The sequence below is a fragment of the Kingella kingae ATCC 23330 genome, from assembly GCF_900111845.1.
Classification (GTDB): Bacteria; Pseudomonadota; Gammaproteobacteria; order Burkholderiales; family Neisseriaceae; genus Kingella; species Kingella kingae.
Genome location: NZ_FOJK01000058.1, coordinates 133,209 through 149,112, shown reverse-complemented (window position 1 = coordinate 149,112; position 15,904 = coordinate 133,209). Strand labels below are relative to the sequence as shown.

Sequence of the window (15,904 nt, the reverse complement as noted above, 5' to 3'; positions counted from 1 at the left end):
TTTTATGCAACCTTAATCCGCAAACAAATTTTGAAACCACAGCACAAAACTATCAACCAAACGTCCAAACCAGCCCGATTCGCCCACGTCTTGCAACGCCACAACAGGCTGTTCTGCCAACACTTGCTCGCCGTGCATCAGGCGGAATGTTCCCAAAACCTGCCCTTTTTTGATGGGGGCTAACACAGGCTGATTCGTATCGATAAACGATTTGATGTTCGTCTGCTGATTGCGTGGCACGGTCACATACGCATCTTGCCCAAAACCAATGGCAACGCTGTTTTGCGCGCCCTTAAAAATCTTGACGGTGCTGACTTCTTTGCCTGCTTGAAACATGGGTTGCGTGTCAAAATTCAGCAGCGCGTAGTTGAGCAATTTGCTGCTTTCGGTGGCGCGAGATTCGGCACTGGCTGCCCCTGCCACAATGCTCAACACGCGGCGACCATCGCGCTTGCTCGATGCGATTAAATTGTAGCCGCCGCTGTTGGTATAGCCTGCTGCCAAGCCGTCAATGTTGTCATCGCGAAACAACAATAAATTGCGGTTTTGCTGCGTGATGGTGTTATAAGTAAACGATTTGGTTGAATAAATTTTGTAATATTGCGGAAAATCGCGAATGAGCGCGTTGGACAAAATCGCCAAATCTTTAACGGTGGTTAAATGCGTTTGGCTCGACAAACCCGTCGCGTTGTCAAAATGGGTGTTGGTCATGCCCAAACGTTTGGCTTCGGCATTCATCAACGCCACAAATTCGGCTTCGCTGCCAGCTAGCAATTCTGCCAAGCTCACGGCGGCATCGTTGGCAAGCTGCACCACCAAGCCATGCACCAAATCTTGCACGCTCACAGGCTTGCCCAGTTCCAAAAACATACGCGAACCTGCTTGTCGCCAAGCGTGTTCCGATGTTTTGGTGGTTTGGTCGGGCGTGATTTTTTTGTTTTCCAAGGCTTGAAACACCAAATAAGCGGTCATGACTTTGGTTAGCGATGCAGGTTCGATTTTTTGGTCGGCATTGGCTTGTGCCAAAATTTGACCGCTTTGCAAATCTTGCACCAAATAGGCAACGGCTTTGATTTCGGGCAGCTGAATAGACGACAAAGGCACAGGTGCAGAAGCAGCCTGCACATTGGGTTCGCTGGCGGTATTTGCCCAAACAGGCGTGTGCAATAAAGTGGTGCAAATCAAAATAGAGAGTATTTTTTTCATTGTGTTTACTCCGTTTACAGTAAAAAAAGCAGCCTGCACTTTGTTGCGATAAAGTGCAGGCTGCCTGCGATATTTTTTGGGGGGATTATACCCATAAAACGCCAAAGAAAGCGCGTTTGTATTGCATTTACCGCTTGTCCGCGTTATGGTTACAACTTTTCTGTTACGCGAACACAATCATGAAAGCCAATCCCTATCCCGAATACCACGATTATCTAACTCGTATCTTAACCGCATCAGTATACGATGTCGCCAAAGAAACCCCATTGGATTTTGCCGCCAACTTATCACGCCGCTTGAACAATAAAATCTATCTTAAACGCGAAGACTTGCAGCCCGTGTTTTCATTCAAATTACGCGGTGCATACAACAAGATGGCGCAACTTTCCGAAGCCGAATTGCAAAAAGGCGTGATTACCGCCAGCGCAGGCAACCATGCACAAGGCGTGGCGTTGTCGGCACAAAAACTCGATTGCCAAGCCACGATTGTAATGCCCGAAACCACGCCCAAAATCAAAGTAGATGCTGTTAAAGCGCGTGGCGGCAATGTCGTGTTGGCAGGCGTGTCATATAACGATGCCTACGACCACGCGATGAAAATGGTTGCCCAAAGCGGTTTGACCTATATTCCACCGTTTGACGACCCCGATGTGATTGCAGGGCAGGGGACAATCGGTATGGAAATCGTGCGTCAATATGCCAAACCCATTCACGCCATATTTGTGCCGATTGGCGGCGGCGGATTAGCGGCTGGCGTGGCAGCGTTCATCAAACAAGTACGCCCCGACATCAAAGTGATTGGCGTGCAAACCAACGATAGCTGTGCGATGAAAGTGTCGGTCATGGCAGGCAAACGTGTGGAACTCAAAGACGTGGGTTTGTTCTCGGACGGCACGGCGGTCAAATTGGTGGGCGAAGAAACGTTCCGTATGTGCCACGATTTGTTGGACGAAATTATCACAGTGGACACCGATGCCGTGTGCGGTGCGCTCAAAGACATTTTTGACGACACGCGCAGCATTTGCGAACCAGCAGGCGCGTTGGCATTGGCAGGGCTCAAAGCCTATATTGCGCGAAACGATGTTGCCGATGAAACCTTTATCGCGATTACATCTGGCGCAAACATGAACTTCCACCGCTTGCGCCATGTGTCGGAGCGCAGCGAATTGAGTGAGGGCAACGAAGCGATTTTTGCCGTGTCGATTCCCGAACGCGCAGGCAGCTTCCGCGAATTTGTGAATGTAGTCGGTTCGCGCAACATCACCGAGTTCAACTATCGCTATGGCGACGACCAAATCGCGCACGTTTTTGTGGGCATACAAAGCGCAGGCGCAAATGACCGCGCCAAAATTCGCGCCGATTTTGAAGCCGCACAGTTGCCGCACATCGATTTAAGCCACGACGAAATGGCCAAAGTGCATTTGCGTTACATGGTGGGCGGACGCACCAACAACGTGCAAAACGAACGCCTGTTGAGCTTTGAGTTCCCCGAACGCCCCAAAGCCTTGGCGAACTTCCTAAATGCGATGCAAACCGATTGGAATATCACGTTATTCCATTACCGCAATCACGGCACGGACTACGGACGCATTTTGGTTGGCATCGATGTTCCACCGTCCGATAACGCCGCTTTTGACGCATTTTTGGATACCCTAGGCTATGCGTTTGAAGAACAAACCGAAAACGCAGCCTATAAATTGTTTTTGGCGGCATAAAAAAGTGCAGGCTGCTTTGAATTAGCGTAAAAACTTGATAGAATGCTGGGAATTTTTTGTTGATTTAACCCACCTTCTTGATATAAGGAAACCCATCATGGCGATTGAGCGCACCATTTCTATTGTTAAACCCGATGCAGTGGGCAAAAGTATTATTGGCAAAATCTACGACCGTTTTGAAAGCCAAGGCTTAAAAATTATCGCTGCCAAAATGAAACATTTGACTCGTGCCGAAGCCGAAGGTTTTTACGCGGTTCACAAAGAGCGTCCATTTTTCAATGATTTGGTTGCATTTATGACCAGTGGGCCTGTGATGATTCAGGTATTGGAGGGTGAAAACGCCGTTGCCAAAAACCGCGAAATCATGGGCGCGACCAATCCCGATAATGCCGATGCAGGCACAATCCGCAAAGATTTTGCCGATAGCATGCAACAAAACGCGGTGCACGGTTCAGACAGTGCAGAAACCGCTGCAATTGAAATCGCTTACTTTTTTGCAGCAACCGAAATTTGCCCACGCACACGCGGTTAATTTTGTAACAGAAAAGAATGTGCAGGCTGCTTTGCCCTTTTGTCCAAATCTTTGATTTGGTTATATAAAGGGTATGCCGTAGGCATGATTGCCTATATTAAGAAGCAGCCTGCACCTTTAAATTTAATTTATTGATAACAATCAAAACCACAACCACATGAAAACCAATCTGCTCAATTACGACCTACCAGCACTCACAGAACATTTTGCGCAAATGGGCGAAAAACCCTTTCGCGCCAAACAAGTCATGCGCTGGATTCATCAGGGCGGAGCAGAAAATTTTGAACAAATGACCGATTTGGCAAAATCCCTACGCGCCAAATTGGAACAACAAGCCGAAGTTGGCATTCCAGCCTTGATGACTTCGCAAGAATCCAAAGATGGCACGCGCAAATGGCTGCTTGACGTCGGCACAGGCAACGGCGTGGAAACCGTGTTTATTCCCGAAACCGAGCGTGGTACGTTGTGTATTTCATCGCAAGTGGGTTGCGCGTTGGAATGCACATTTTGTTCAACTGGGCGACAAGGCTTTAACCGTAATTTGTCTGCTGCCGAAATCATCGGACAATTATGGTGGGCAAACAAAGCATTAGGCGTTACCCCAAAAAATGAGCGCGTGATTTCCAATGTTGTGATGATGGGCATGGGCGAACCGTTGGCAAACTACGATAACGTGATTACCGCACTATCTATTATGTTGGACGACCATGGTTACGGCTTGTCGCGCCGCCGTGTTACCGTGTCTACATCGGGCATGGTGCCGCAAATGGATAGACTAAAAGAAGATATGCCAGTCGCATTAGCCGTATCGCTACACGCATCAAACGACAAAGTGCGCGATGAAATCGTACCGTTGAATAAAAAATATCCGCTCAAAGAACTCATGGCAGCCTGCAACCGCTATTTGGTGAAAGCACCGCGTGATTTCATCACGTTTGAATATGTGATGTTGGACGGTGTGAATGATAAACCCGAACACGCGCGTGAATTGGTGGAATTGGTCAAAGACACGCCATGTAAATTTAATTTGATTCCGTTTAATCCGTTCCCTAATTCGGGTTACGAGCGTTCTAGCAACAAAAACATCAATATTTTCAAAGAAATTTTGATGGAAGCGGATTTGGTTACCACTGTTCGCAAAACGCGCGGCGATGACATTGATGCAGCCTGCGGTCAATTAGCAGGTCAGGTAAAAGACAAAACCAAACGCCAAGAAAAATGGCAACAAATTTATTTGGAGACAAAAGCATGAAGTTGATAAAAGCAGCGTTATCAAAATTTTCGATTGCGTGTGGCATTGCATTTTTGCTAACAGGTTGCGTTACACAAGGCACAGTATTGACCCAATTTCGTGACATGACACGCAGCGAAAAAAATGCCGAAGCGGTTCGCATCAAAACGCAACTGGCAGTCGAATACATGAACGCCAGAGACTATCGTGCCGCAACGGTAGCGATTGAAGATGCGCTAAAAGTGGATAGTGGCTATGACATGGCGTGGTTGATTCGTGCTCAAATCTATCAATTTTTGAAAGTGTATGACAAGGCGGAAGAAAGTTTTGCGCGTGCCTTGTCTATTAGCCCAACTGGCGCAGAAATCAACAATAACTATGGTTGGTATTTGTGTTCGATTAAAAATAATGCCAATGCAGCGTTGCCGTATTTTGACAAGGCTTTGGCAGACCCAACTTATCCAACGCCCGAAATGGCGTATTTGAACAAGGCAATTTGTAGCGCAAAATTGAAGCAATATGGTTTGGCAAATGCTTATTACGAACGCGCTTTGAATTTGAACCCAGAATTTGTGCCTGTGTTTATGGAACGTGCGCGTACTAAATTGGAAGAAGGGCAATATAGCGAAGCCGACCGCTTATTCCGCATTTATCAAAGTCGCGTGAATCAGTTGAATGCAAAAGCTTTGTTGTTGGGCTGGCAAATTGCGCGTGCCAATGGCGAATCGCAGGCTGCTTATGAATACGAAGCACAATTGCGTGCCAATTATCCTTATTCTGAAGAATTACAATCTATTAGCACTGGAAGTACCGAATAATGACTAAACAAGAAACCCAAAATTCAATGACGACTCCGCAAGAACTGGGCGCAAAACTGCGTCAGCATCGTGAAAAAAAAGGGCTTTCGGTTGGCGAAGTGTCAGAACGATTAAAATTGCCAGCTCGTCAAATTGATGCTTTGGAAAATGGCGAATATGTTAATTTACCCGAACCTGTTTTTGTGCGTGGTTTTTTGCGTAGCTATGGACGTTTTTTAGATGTTGAAGAAGAAACGCTTAATGCGGCTTTATCGCACATTTCGCCACAAGACAAAGTGCAACATGCAGGGCAAAGTAAGTTTAATTTGGGCAACGATGCAACACCCAAAAAATCGTTCCCATTTTGGATTGTTGGGCTGTTGCTGGCGGCTGGTTTGGGCTATGGCGTGTATATGTGGCAAGCTAAATCGCAGCAAGAACACGAAAAACAAGAAGCAGAAACTTCCGTCTTGTCGGCAAGTAGTGTTGCAACGGCTTCTGTACCTAGTTTGAATACCAGCAATGTGATTGTGAAACCGATGACCGCTAGCGATATGCAAATTGTAACCGCTTCTTCGGTAGCACAATCGGCTTCTGCGCCTGTTGCTGCGATTGCTGGCGAATTGGTCATCAACGCGCGTTATCGCACGATGCTTACCGTGACCAACGTGCAAGGCGAAGTATTGATTAACCAAATCGTGCCAGCGCGCAGCGAATATCGTTTTAGCAATGGTGCACCATTTGAAGTACGCTTGGGTTATGCCAGCGGCACAACGGTTACATTCAATGGCGAATCGTTTAACGTAGAAGCCGCCAAGAGAGGTAAATCGGCAACCTTTACCGTTGGCGATAAACCGCTTAACTCTGGTGCTTCTGTACCACAATAATCACAAAATTGCAGGCTGCTTTGATACAAAAACCAAGCAGCCTGCACATTTATCTTTTAAGACACAATATCATGCCACATATTACACGCCGCAAAACGCACCAAGTTCAAATTGACCACATTACCGTGGGTTCAGATTTCCCCGTAGTCGTGCAATCCATGACCAACACAGACACCGCCGATGCGATTGGCACAGCGCAACAAGTCAAAGAACTGTCGGACGCTGGCTCGGAAATGGTGCGAGTCACCGTCAATTCGCCCGAAGCTGCATCAAAAGTTGCCGAAATCCGTAGTCGCTTGGACGACATGGGTTGCGCCGTGCCATTAGTTGGCGATTTCCATTTCAATGGCGAACGCTTGTTGGCGGAGTTTCCCGATTGTGCCAAAGCCTTATCCAAATACCGCATCAATCCTGGTAATGTCGGTAAAGGCGCGAAAGGCGATGAAAAATTTGCCTACATGATTCGCACGGCTGCCGAGCATGACAAAGCAGTTCGAATTGGCGTGAACTGGGGTTCGCTAGACCAAAGTTTGGCGAAAAAAATGATGGACGAAAATTTAGCGTCCGCCAACCCAAAATCGCCCGAAGAAGTGATGAAGGAAGCGTTAATCGTTTCCGCGTTGCAATCGGCGCAAAAAGCGGTGGAATTGGGGCTGCCTGAAAACAAAATTATTTTGTCGTGCAAGGTTTCCAATGTGCAGGATTTGATTCAGGTTTATCGTGATTTGGGTTCGCGTTGTGCCTATCCCTTGCATTTGGGTTTGACCGAAGCAGGCATGGGCAGCAAAGGGATTGTGGCTTCAACCGCCGCGCTGTCGGTATTGTTTCAAGAAGGCATTGGCGACACGATTCGTATTTCATTAACTCCTGAACCAGGTTCTTCGCGCACGCAAGAAGTGGTGGTGGGCCAAGAAATTTTGCAAACAATGGGTTTGCGTTCATTCACGCCAATGGTTACGGCTTGCCCAGGTTGTGGTCGCACCACGAGTACGGTTTTCCAAGAATTAGCGCGTGATATTCAGCAATATTTGCGTGAACAAATGACGGTTTGGCGTTGGCAATACCCTGGTGTGGAAAGCCTGAATGTGGCGGTAATGGGTTGCGTGGTAAACGGGCCAGGCGAGAGTAAATTGGCAGACATTGGTATTTCATTGCCTGGTACGGGTGAAACGCCAGTTGCGCCTGTGTATGTAGATGGCGAGCGCAAAGTAACGCTTAAAGGCGATAATATGGCACAGGAATTTCTTGCCATTGTGCAAGAATATGTAAAAGAGAATTACGGCGAGGGCGGAAAAAAACGCGCTACTAATCGTGTGATTCCGATTCAAACTGTTTAATCGCATGCAGGCTGCTTTTTGATTGGAGATAACGATGCCTATTTTGGAAAAAATGGATTTACGCAAAGCCTTATTTCAGCTTTATTTAAAAAATAACCCCAAATTGGAGCATCAAATTTTTATTTATAGCTATCATGGTGTATCCATTTCATTTTGTGGGCGGTGCATTGCCAGCTAATGTGAAAAAAAGTATTGTGATTCAAAATATTCCCACTGGCGAAATGATGCAGGCGTTTATCGTTCCCGAAAAAAACGAAAATGGCAAAACAACGTTTCAAATTGACAATATGGTGCTGTATGGCAACAAAACGGGCGCGTTGATTGAAATCCATTTGGAAGGTGATAAAATTGGCAAAACTGAAAAATACCGCCAATTTCAACAACTGGTGCATGGTATTTTGTATCAATTTTTGTGATGATTAAATTAAGTGCAGGCTGCTTTTTCACGGATTTTTCGTGCAAAAAGCAGCCTGCACTTTTTTATAGATTCTGTTCGCTTTCAAAACAACGTTCTTCGCCCGAAATCGGGTCTATAAACACAATCTTTTTCGCCAACAATTTGAGCGGTTTGGCGTAATCTTCCGTTCCAGCTTCTTGCGCCACAGGATACAAAGCATCGTTAAGTAACGGCATACCCAAGTGCATCATGTGGACGCGCAGTTGATGCTTCTTGCCTGTGATGGGGCGCAATTCATACAAACTGTGTTTGCCACGCTGTTCCAGCAGTCGGATTTCGGTTTGCGAATTGGGTTCGCCGTCTATTTGTTTGGTCAGGAAAAACGAATCGCCGCGCACCAAACGCGATTGCACAGTCAGCGGATAAGCCAAATCTAAACGAGTCGGCGCAAGCGCATGATAGGTTTTTTGTATGACTTTTTGCTGAAACAACTGCTGATATGCCGCCCGAGTTTGTGGATTGTGCGACAACAACATCACGCCAGCCGTGTCCTTGTCCAAACGATGAATCGGCGTGATGTCTGCCACATTCAAATGTTGCAAATTTGGGTGCAAACGCAAGCGCGTTAAAAGCGTTTCGCGCAGAAATCGTCCACTTGGAATCACAGGCAAAAAATGCGGTTTATCCACCACAATTAAATGCTCGTCCAACAGCAAAATTTTTTCGTCAAACGGAATACGCGGTTCGTCATCGCGGCTGATTTCGCGGTAATAATAAATGATGTTGCCCGCCACAAACGGCTCGTTTTCGTTGATTGGCTCGCCTTGCTGATTGACCACCATGCCGCTGTTGAGCCGCGCTTGCCACGCTGGTTTGCTCACAAATGGAAAATGAGCGCACAAAAAATCAATGAGCGGCTGGTTGTAAAACTGTTTATCGTGCGGCAAGACCAAATAGCTGGGTTTGATGCCGTCTAGCAAGGGTAGGGGATTGTTTTTCATAAAAAAGCAGCCTGCACTTTAAATAGCGCAATCAAAGCAGCCTGCACTTTTGATAAACAAAAAGTGCAGGCTGCTTTTTAACGTATTTTATTGGTTATATTGATTAAACGGCGTTTTGCCTGATTGAAATTTATAAGTGCCTTCAATACTAGAACGCGCACCTGCACCGCAATTACCTACTTCAAGATTCAATTTCACGTCAATCGTTTTGCCTTTGGGAATAAATTGCACATCGCAACCTTCTTGCGCATTTCGGTACGCTAACACACCATTTTCAACTTCATATTGCGGTGGTCAAAAGATGAGCTGTTAAATGTACCGTTGTAGGCTGCGACCGCTTCTACCAAAATGCGATAATTATCGCCTATTCCTTTTTTAATCAATAGGATACCGTTATTGTTGCCCTCTTGATATTCATAAGTCCCATCTACAATCGGCGCAGCCAATGCACCAGCAGTCAAACCCATTAGTGCGATAAATGTTAATGCTTTTTTCATATTGCTTATCCTTTAAAAAATAAAATCAATCAACCCAACACCTTACGCGCCCCAGCAAACAAACGATACCACCCACCCAATTCGCTGTCCTGCCACTCACTCGGCGACCACGACATTTGCGCGGTGCGGAACACACGTTCAGGATGCGGCATCATAATCGTAACGCGCCCGTCTGTTGTCGTGATGCCCGCGATGCCGTTTGGCGAACCGTTTGGATTGAGCGGATAGGCTTGCGTAACCGCGCCCGTGCCGTCCACATATTGCAGCGCAATCGCCAAATCAGCAGGCACATCGCCGCCTAAATGCGCGAAATCCGCCCGACCTTCGCCATGCGACACAACCACAGGCAACGCCGACCCAACCATTTCATTCAAAATCAAAGACGGCGATTTTGCCACTTTAACCATGCTCAAACGCGCTTCAAATTGCTCCGATTCATTGCGCTTGAATTTCGCCCAACCATTTGAATTTGGGATAATTTCTGCTAAATTACTGACCATTTGACAGCCGTTGCACACGCCCAAAGTCAGCGTGTTTGGATTGGCGAAAAACGCCGCAAATTGGTCGCGCAATTTGTCGTGGAACAAAATGGATTTCGCCCAGCCTTCGCCTGCGCCCAACACATCGCCATAGCTGAAACCACCACACGCCGCCAACATTTGCATATCCGCCAAATTCACGCGCCTAGCCATTAAATCGCTCATGTGAACGTCAATCGCTTGGAAACCTACGCGGTTGAACGCCACCGCCATTTCAATTTGTCCGTTTACGCCTTGTTCGCGCAAAATGGCGATTTTCGGTTTCAGGCTGCCTGAAATGTATGGCGCGGCAATATCTTCTTTTAAATCAAACGTTAAATTTGCGAATAATTTCGCTTTTTCATCACCAATCAAGGCAAATTCGCTGTCGGCACATTCTGGGTTATCGCGCAATTTTTGGATTTGGTAAGACGTTTCTTGCCAAATTTTTTGTAGTTCCAGCAGATTAAACGTGTGTTCGCCAATCACAATGCGGTCGCTGCCAATTTCAGGCTGCCCAATTTGATACAGCAATTCAGGGAATTCGCGTTGTTCAAACAAAGCTTGAACGTAAGATAAATCTTCGCTACGAATTTGTAACACTGCGCCCAACTCTTCATTAAATAAAATATCTTGGTCGGTGTGATTTTCCACCAAACGTTCCATGGCAAAATCGTTTTCCAAATCAATCCGCAACCCAGCACGCCCTGCAAACGCCATCTCTGCCAAAGTAACAAATAAACCACCATCACTACGGTCGTGATACGCCAACAATTTGTCTTCGGCAACCAGTTGTTGCATGATTTCGTAGAACGCGATTAATGTGTCTGCATCAATATCAGGCGATTCGCCGCCCAATTCATTGTACACCTGCGCCAAAGCCGAACCGCCCATGCGCGATTTACCAAAGCCCAAATCAATCAACAATAACACGCTGTTTTCAATCGGTTTTAAATCAGGCGTAACCGTTTTACGCACGTCTTTCACAGGTGCAAACGCGGAAATAATCAGACTCAATGGCGACACAACCGATTTTTGCTCGCCATTGTCGTTCCACACCGTTTTCATAGATAAACTGTCTTTGCCAACAGGAATGCTCACGCCCAACGCTTGACACGTTTCCGACACCGCTTGTACCGTGCGGTACAATTTCTCGTCTTCGCCTTTCACGCCGCAAGCCGCCATCCAGTTCGCCGACAATTTAATATTGCCGATTTCGCCGATGTTTACCGCCGCAATATTCGTAATCGCTTCGCCAATGCACATACGCCCCGATGCTGGCGCGTCCGCCAACGCTACGGCAGGTTTTTCGCCCATAGACATCGCTTCGCCTTGATGCGTGTTGAAGCCCATCATTGTTACCGCGCAATCCGCCACAGGCACTTGATAACGCCCCACCATTTGGTCACGGTGCGTCATGCCGCCCACGCTGCGGTCGCCAATCGTGATCAAGAAATTTTTGGCGGCAACGGCTGGCAAACGCAACACGCGGTAAACGCTTTCGCGAAAATCGTATTTTGCCGCGTTAAATTCAGGTGCAGGCTGCCTGAACGTTTCATCGGTGCGTGTGGTTTTAGGCGGTTTGCCGAGCAACACATTCAATGGCAAATCAACAGGATTGTTGCTAAATAAATCATCACGCACTTGCAAATGTCCGTCATCGGTTGCCGTGCCAACCACCGCAAACGGACAACGCTCGCGCTCGCAAATTTCGCGGAATAAAGCCAAATTTTCAGGCAGGATTGCCAACACATAACGCTCTTGCGATTCATTGCACCAAATTTGCAACGGATTTAAGCCGTGTTCTTCCAACGGCACATCACGCAGCGCGAATTTTGCACCGCGCCCAGCGTCATTAACCAATTCAGGGAACGCATTAGACAAGCCACCTGCGCCCACATCGTGAATAGAAATAATCGGATTTTTGTCCGCGCCCAACTGCCAGCAACGGTCAATCACTTCTTGCGCTCGGCGTTCAATCTCGGGGTTGCCGCGTTGCACGGAATTGAAATCCAAATCCGCGTTGTTGCTGCCTGTGTCCATAGACGAAGCCGCGCCACCGCCCAAACCGATTAACATACCTTTGCCGCCCAGTTGAATCAACAACGCGCCTTCGGGAATTTCGTGTTTATGTGTTTGTTCAGAATGAATATTCCCCAAACCGCCAGCAATCATAATTGGCTTATGGAAACCGCGCACCGTGTCGCCGTGTTTCATCTCAAACGTGCGGAAATAGCCGAGCAAATTTGGGCGACCAAATTCATTATTAAACGCCGCACCGCCCAAAGGCGCGTCAATCATAATATCCAACGGCGAAGCGATGTGTTCAGGTTTACCGTAAATTTGTTCCCAAGGCTGACTGAAATCGGGAATATTCAAATTAGACACCGTGAAACCAGTCAAGCCAGCTTTCGGACGTGAGCCGCGCCCAGTCGCGCCTTCATCGCGGATTTCGCCGCCAGCCCCAGTCGCCGCCCCTGCAAATGGCGCAATGGCGGTGGGGTGATTGTGCGTTTCCACTTTCATGATGATGTGCGTTTTTTCTTTATGGAAATCATATTGTTGCGCGTTTTCCGCGTTGGGGTAAAAGCGTTCAATTTCCGCACCTTCAATCACAGACGAATTGTCTTTGTAGGCGACAATCGTGCCGTTTGGCGATTTCTCGTGCGTGTCGCGAATCATGCGGAACAGTGATTTTTCTTGTTTTTCGCCATTCAAAATAAAATCGGCATTGAAAATTTTGTGGCGACAATGCTCGGAATTGGCTTGCGCGAACATCATCAATTCCACATCAGACGGATTGCGATTAATCTGTTGATAGTTTTCAACTAAATAATCAATTTCATCGGGCGACAAGGCTAAACCCATTGTTTTATTTGCCGATTCCAACGCCGACTTGCCACCGCCCAAAATATCAACAGTTTCAAATGTTTGGTCTTGGTGTGCAATGAATAATTTTTCGGCTGCCTGAAAATCGGGCAACACGGATTCGGTCATGCGGTCGTGCAATAAACTTGCCCATTTTTGGCGTTGTTCATCGTTTAGGCTGCCTGAAATATAGACCGCCATGCCGCGTTCAATGCGTTCCACGTCCGTAATACCGCAGTTTTGCGCGATGTCGGTTGCTTTGCTCGCCCAAGGCGAAATCGTGCCAATGCGCGGCGTAATCAAAAAAAGGCTTTGCGTGGCTGTGGGCGCGTTTACGCATTCAGCAGCCAGCAAAGCCTGTAATTTTTCAATCGTCGCCGCATTCAATGGCGCAGACGACGCAACAAAATACCAAAATTCACTTGAAATCTGCGTTTCAGGCAGCCCCAATTTTGCCGCCTTTTGACGCAATTTTGCAACACGGAACGGAGAAAGCGCGGACGCACCACGCAAAGCAGTAACAACAGACATGATTTTTTAAACTCACGATGTGGTTAGTGGAAGGAGCGCGAATTATAGCGGAAAATTGCAGGCTGCTTTGAAATAATTGGTTGGCGACAGAATAAAAAACCTTATAATTTCGTTTTTACATTTTACCGAGAATACCCATGACGACCATTAACACTCTATTCAAAATGAAAGCAGACGGCGAAAAAATCGCCATGCTCACTTGTTACGAAGCCAGTTTTGCCGCCTTGATGAATCGCGCAGGCGTAGATGTTTTGCTGATTGGCGATTCGCTGGGCATGACCGTTCAGGGGCAGAGCAGCACCTTGCCTGTGTCGCTGGCGGACATGGTTTACCACACCAAAAACGTGGCGCGTGGCAATCAAAACGCGCTGATTTTGGCAGATTTGCCGTTTGGCGTGTATCAACAAAGCAAGGAACAAGCCTTTGCCGCTTCGGCGGAATTGATGGCAGCAGGCGCACACATGGTCAAACTGGAAGGCGGCGCAATCATGGCGGAAACCACGCAATTTTTGCAGCAGCGTGGCATTCCTGTTTGCGCCCACATTGGCTTGACACCGCAATATGTAAATGTGTTTGGCGGCTACAAAGTGCAGGGCAAGGGCGATGCGGCGGCAGCTGTGTTGTACGATGCCAAAGCGCACGAAGCAGCAGGCGCAGCAATGTTGTTGATGGAATGTGTACCGAGAGAACTGGGTAAACAAATTACGCAAAGCGTGGCGTGTCCGACCATTGGCATTGGCGCAGGCGTGGACACAGACGGTCAAGTTTTGGTGATGCACGATATGCTGGGCGTATTCCATGGCAAAACCGCCAAATTTGTCAAAAATTTTATGGACGAGCAACCAAGCATTCAAGCAGCAGTGGAAGCGTATGTGCGCGAAGTGAAAAACAAAACGTTTCCTGCGGTTGAACATACGTTTAGCAGCTAACACAATTAAAGCAGCCTGCACTTTTTGTTGATTTTGAAAGTGCAGGCTGCTTTTTCAATGCTCCGTCATTTTCTCCCGAAAAGCAGCCTGCAATGCTTTAACCTGCATCGCACGCGCTTCGTCTATTTTTTCGCTGATTTGTGCAGGCTGCTTTGCGTATTGTTGCGCGATTTCGCCTGCGTTGATTTGTTGCGCGGCGGCAATCAACGCCATAATGTGTTCACGTTGCGGATAGGGCGAATTTTGTTTACCTAAACGCCCTTGCTGGTCGGCAAGACACACGTTCAAAGCAGCCTGCACCCGTTCTGGGCGGCGAAACGCATCGCATTCTTTGAGCAATTTGATGATTTTGCTCGCCTGTTTGATTTGCCCGATTTGATGAAAACGAATGTGGAACGCGCACACCAATTCCGCCAATTCCGCGCAATGTTTGGGGACGCGCCAACGCTGGTTCACAGCGCGAATTGGCTCAACACCACGCCTATCGTGTCCAATGTGTTTGGGCAACACATCGTGTGGCGTCAATGCCTTGCCCAAATCGTGCAACAAGGCGGCATAGCGTTCGGCAAGCGACAAATTCAAATCTGCCGCGCGTTGCAACACCAGCAAAGTGTGTTCGCCCGAATCCACTTCGGGGTGGTAATCGGCGTGTTGTGGCACGCCAAACAAGGCTTCTACTTCGGGCAACAAAATCGCCAGCGCACCGCAATCGCGCAAGACTTCAATCATTTTGCGCGGTTCGCATTCCATTAGCCCTTTGGCGAACTCTTGCCACACGCGTTCCGCTACCAGCGCGTCCACTTCGCCTGCTGCCACCATGTCGCGCATCAGCTGCATGGTTTCGGGTGCAATCGCAAAACCGTATCGCGCCGCAAATCGTGCCGTGCGGAGAATGCGAACAGGGTCTTCGGCAAACGCAGGCGACACATGGCGCAAAATACCTTGCTGCAAATCGCGCTGTCCGCCAAATGGGTCAATGATGCTGCCGTGTTCGTCTTGCGCCATCGCGTTGATGGTTAAATCGCGGCGTTGCAAATCTTGTTCTAGCGTAACGCTGGCATCGGCATGAACGGCAAACGCAGTGTAGCCCTTGCCTGTTTTGCGTTCGGTGCGAGCCAGCGCGTATTCTTCGTGGGTTTTTGGGTGCAAAAATATGGGAAAATCCTTGCCTACCGCCGTGAAACCTTGCGCCAACAAAGTGCTGGCTTCTGCGCCCACCACCACCCAATCGCGGTCTTGCACGTTTTTGCCCAAGAGCGTGTCGCGTACCGCGCCACCGACTAGATAGATTTGCATGAGTTGTCCTTTTGGTTAGTTGATTGTGGTTATAGTGAAATGAAATAAAAATAGGACAAGGCGACAATGCCCGCCGTGTATGAATAATACATAAGGGCGTTGGCAACGCCGTCCTATTGCGATTTCATTTCACTATAAAAAGCAGCCTGCACTTTTTGTCTC

General features: G+C 47.8%; 14 protein-coding genes. 8 read left to right on the top strand and 6 right to left on the bottom strand.

The features are described from left to right. Positions 1 to 12: 12 nt before the first annotated feature. Positions 13 to 1,206, bottom strand: coding sequence for a D-alanyl-D-alanine carboxypeptidase family protein (locus BQ5809_RS08815; RefSeq protein WP_032827627.1), 1,194 nt, complete (start codon positions 1,204 to 1,206; stop codon positions 13 to 15). 179 nt (positions 1,207 to 1,385) lie between these two features. On the opposite strand from BQ5809_RS08815, the gene ilvA reads away from it, so the two are divergent. From ilvA to BQ5809_RS08780, 7 genes are all read left to right on the top strand, one after another. After that, the gene (gene ilvA / locus BQ5809_RS08810) at positions 1,386 to 2,921 is read left to right on the top strand and encodes a threonine ammonia-lyase, biosynthetic (RefSeq protein ID WP_003785957.1); all 1,536 of its coding nucleotides are present in this window, start codon (positions 1,386 to 1,388) and stop codon (positions 2,919 to 2,921) included. Positions 2,922 to 3,018: 97 nt separating this feature from the next. Continuing rightward, the gene (gene ndk / locus BQ5809_RS08805) at positions 3,019 to 3,453 is read left to right on the top strand and encodes a nucleoside-diphosphate kinase (protein ID WP_003785958.1); all 435 of its coding nucleotides are present in this window, start codon (positions 3,019 to 3,021) and stop codon (positions 3,451 to 3,453) included. A gap of 157 nt (positions 3,454 to 3,610) precedes the next feature. Then, positions 3,611 to 4,705: a dual-specificity RNA methyltransferase RlmN gene (gene rlmN, locus BQ5809_RS08800; RefSeq protein ID WP_003785959.1), complete on the top strand. Its 1,095-nt coding sequence runs from the start codon at positions 3,611 to 3,613 to the stop codon at positions 4,703 to 4,705. Beyond that, positions 4,702 to 5,502: a type IV pilus biogenesis/stability protein PilW gene (gene pilW, locus BQ5809_RS08795; RefSeq protein ID WP_003785960.1), complete on the top strand. Its 801-nt coding sequence runs from the start codon at positions 4,702 to 4,704 to the stop codon at positions 5,500 to 5,502. The genes rlmN and pilW overlap by 4 nt, the downstream gene beginning before the upstream one ends. Further along, complete coding sequence (locus tag BQ5809_RS08790; protein WP_003785961.1) at positions 5,502 to 6,368, top strand: helix-turn-helix domain-containing protein; 867 nt, start codon at positions 5,502 to 5,504, stop codon at positions 6,366 to 6,368. The genes pilW and BQ5809_RS08790 overlap by 1 nt, the downstream gene beginning before the upstream one ends. Positions 6,369 to 6,439: 71 nt before the next feature. After that, entirely contained in the window at positions 6,440 to 7,705 is a 1,266-nt protein-coding gene (gene ispG, locus BQ5809_RS08785) for a flavodoxin-dependent (E)-4-hydroxy-3-methylbut-2-enyl-diphosphate synthase (RefSeq protein WP_032827628.1), read from the top strand. 134 nt (positions 7,706 to 7,839) lie between these two features. Beyond that, complete coding sequence (locus BQ5809_RS08780) at positions 7,840 to 8,121, top strand: hypothetical protein (RefSeq protein WP_003785963.1); 282 nt, start codon at positions 7,840 to 7,842, stop codon at positions 8,119 to 8,121. Positions 8,122 to 8,185: 64 nt separating this feature from the next. Here the strand turns inward: BQ5809_RS08780 and BQ5809_RS08775 are convergent, their stop codons facing one another. The 4 genes from BQ5809_RS08775 to purL all read right to left on the bottom strand — a co-directional run bounded on the left by BQ5809_RS08775 (position 8,186) and on the right by purL (position 13,517). Beyond that, positions 8,186 to 9,103 (bottom strand): pseudouridine synthase, encoded by a 918-nt coding sequence (locus BQ5809_RS08775; protein WP_003785964.1) that lies wholly within the window; start codon positions 9,101 to 9,103, stop codon positions 8,186 to 8,188. Between the two features lie 87 nt (positions 9,104 to 9,190). Further along, positions 9,191 to 9,370, bottom strand: a complete 180-nt coding sequence (locus BQ5809_RS08770) for a hypothetical protein (RefSeq protein ID WP_032827629.1) — start codon at positions 9,368 to 9,370, stop codon at positions 9,191 to 9,193. Continuing rightward, positions 9,364 to 9,600 carry a hypothetical protein gene (locus BQ5809_RS08765; protein ID WP_003785967.1) on the bottom strand — a complete coding sequence of 79 codons (237 nt, stop codon included), beginning with the start codon at positions 9,598 to 9,600 and terminating at the stop codon, positions 9,364 to 9,366. Before BQ5809_RS08765 ends, BQ5809_RS08770 begins: the two co-directional genes overlap by 7 nt. A gap of 29 nt (positions 9,601 to 9,629) precedes the next feature. After that, positions 9,630 to 13,517, bottom strand: coding sequence for a phosphoribosylformylglycinamidine synthase (purL, locus tag BQ5809_RS08760; RefSeq protein ID WP_003785968.1), 3,888 nt, complete (start codon positions 13,515 to 13,517; stop codon positions 9,630 to 9,632). Between the two features lie 137 nt (positions 13,518 to 13,654). Between purL and panB the strand changes: the two genes are divergently transcribed. Then, the gene (gene panB, locus BQ5809_RS08755; RefSeq protein ID WP_003785969.1) at positions 13,655 to 14,446 is read left to right on the top strand and encodes a 3-methyl-2-oxobutanoate hydroxymethyltransferase; all 792 of its coding nucleotides are present in this window, start codon (positions 13,655 to 13,657) and stop codon (positions 14,444 to 14,446) included. 54 nt (positions 14,447 to 14,500) lie between these two features. On the opposite strand, the gene BQ5809_RS08750 is transcribed toward panB, so the two are convergent. Beyond that, positions 14,501 to 15,742 carry a multifunctional CCA addition/repair protein gene (locus BQ5809_RS08750; RefSeq protein ID WP_003785970.1) on the bottom strand — a complete coding sequence of 414 codons (1,242 nt, stop codon included), beginning with the start codon at positions 15,740 to 15,742 and terminating at the stop codon, positions 14,501 to 14,503. Between the last annotated feature and the right edge of the window lie 162 nt (positions 15,743 to 15,904).

What these genes read in the sequence shown, in the direction of transcription:
- BQ5809_RS08775 (WP_003785964.1), bottom strand. Translation starts at nt 9,103, where the DNA reads ATGAAAAACAATCCCCTACCCTTGCTAGACGGCATCAAACCCAGCTAT.
- pilW (WP_003785960.1), top strand. Translation starts at nt 4,702, where the DNA reads ATGAAGTTGATAAAAGCAGCGTTATCAAAATTTTCGATTGCGTGTGGC.
- purL (WP_003785968.1), bottom strand. Translation starts at nt 13,517, where the DNA reads ATGTCTGTTGTTACTGCTTTGCGTGGTGCGTCCGCGCTTTCTCCGTTC.
- BQ5809_RS08765 (WP_003785967.1), bottom strand. Translation starts at nt 9,600, where the DNA reads ATGAAAAAAGCATTAACATTTATCGCACTAATGGGTTTGACTGCTGGT.
- BQ5809_RS08780 (WP_003785963.1), top strand. Translation starts at nt 7,840, where the DNA reads ATGGTGTATCCATTTCATTTTGTGGGCGGTGCATTGCCAGCTAATGTG.
- ilvA (WP_003785957.1), top strand. Translation starts at nt 1,386, where the DNA reads ATGAAAGCCAATCCCTATCCCGAATACCACGATTATCTAACTCGTATC.
- ispG (WP_032827628.1), top strand. Translation starts at nt 6,440, where the DNA reads ATGCCACATATTACACGCCGCAAAACGCACCAAGTTCAAATTGACCAC.
- panB (WP_003785969.1), top strand. Translation starts at nt 13,655, where the DNA reads ATGACGACCATTAACACTCTATTCAAAATGAAAGCAGACGGCGAAAAA.
- BQ5809_RS08750 (WP_003785970.1), bottom strand. Translation starts at nt 15,742, where the DNA reads ATGCAAATCTATCTAGTCGGTGGCGCGGTACGCGACACGCTCTTGGGC.
- ndk (WP_003785958.1), top strand. Translation starts at nt 3,019, where the DNA reads ATGGCGATTGAGCGCACCATTTCTATTGTTAAACCCGATGCAGTGGGC.
- BQ5809_RS08815 (WP_032827627.1), bottom strand. Translation starts at nt 1,206, where the DNA reads ATGAAAAAAATACTCTCTATTTTGATTTGCACCACTTTATTGCACACG.
- BQ5809_RS08790 (WP_003785961.1), top strand. Translation starts at nt 5,502, where the DNA reads ATGACTAAACAAGAAACCCAAAATTCAATGACGACTCCGCAAGAACTG.
- rlmN (WP_003785959.1), top strand. Translation starts at nt 3,611, where the DNA reads ATGAAAACCAATCTGCTCAATTACGACCTACCAGCACTCACAGAACAT.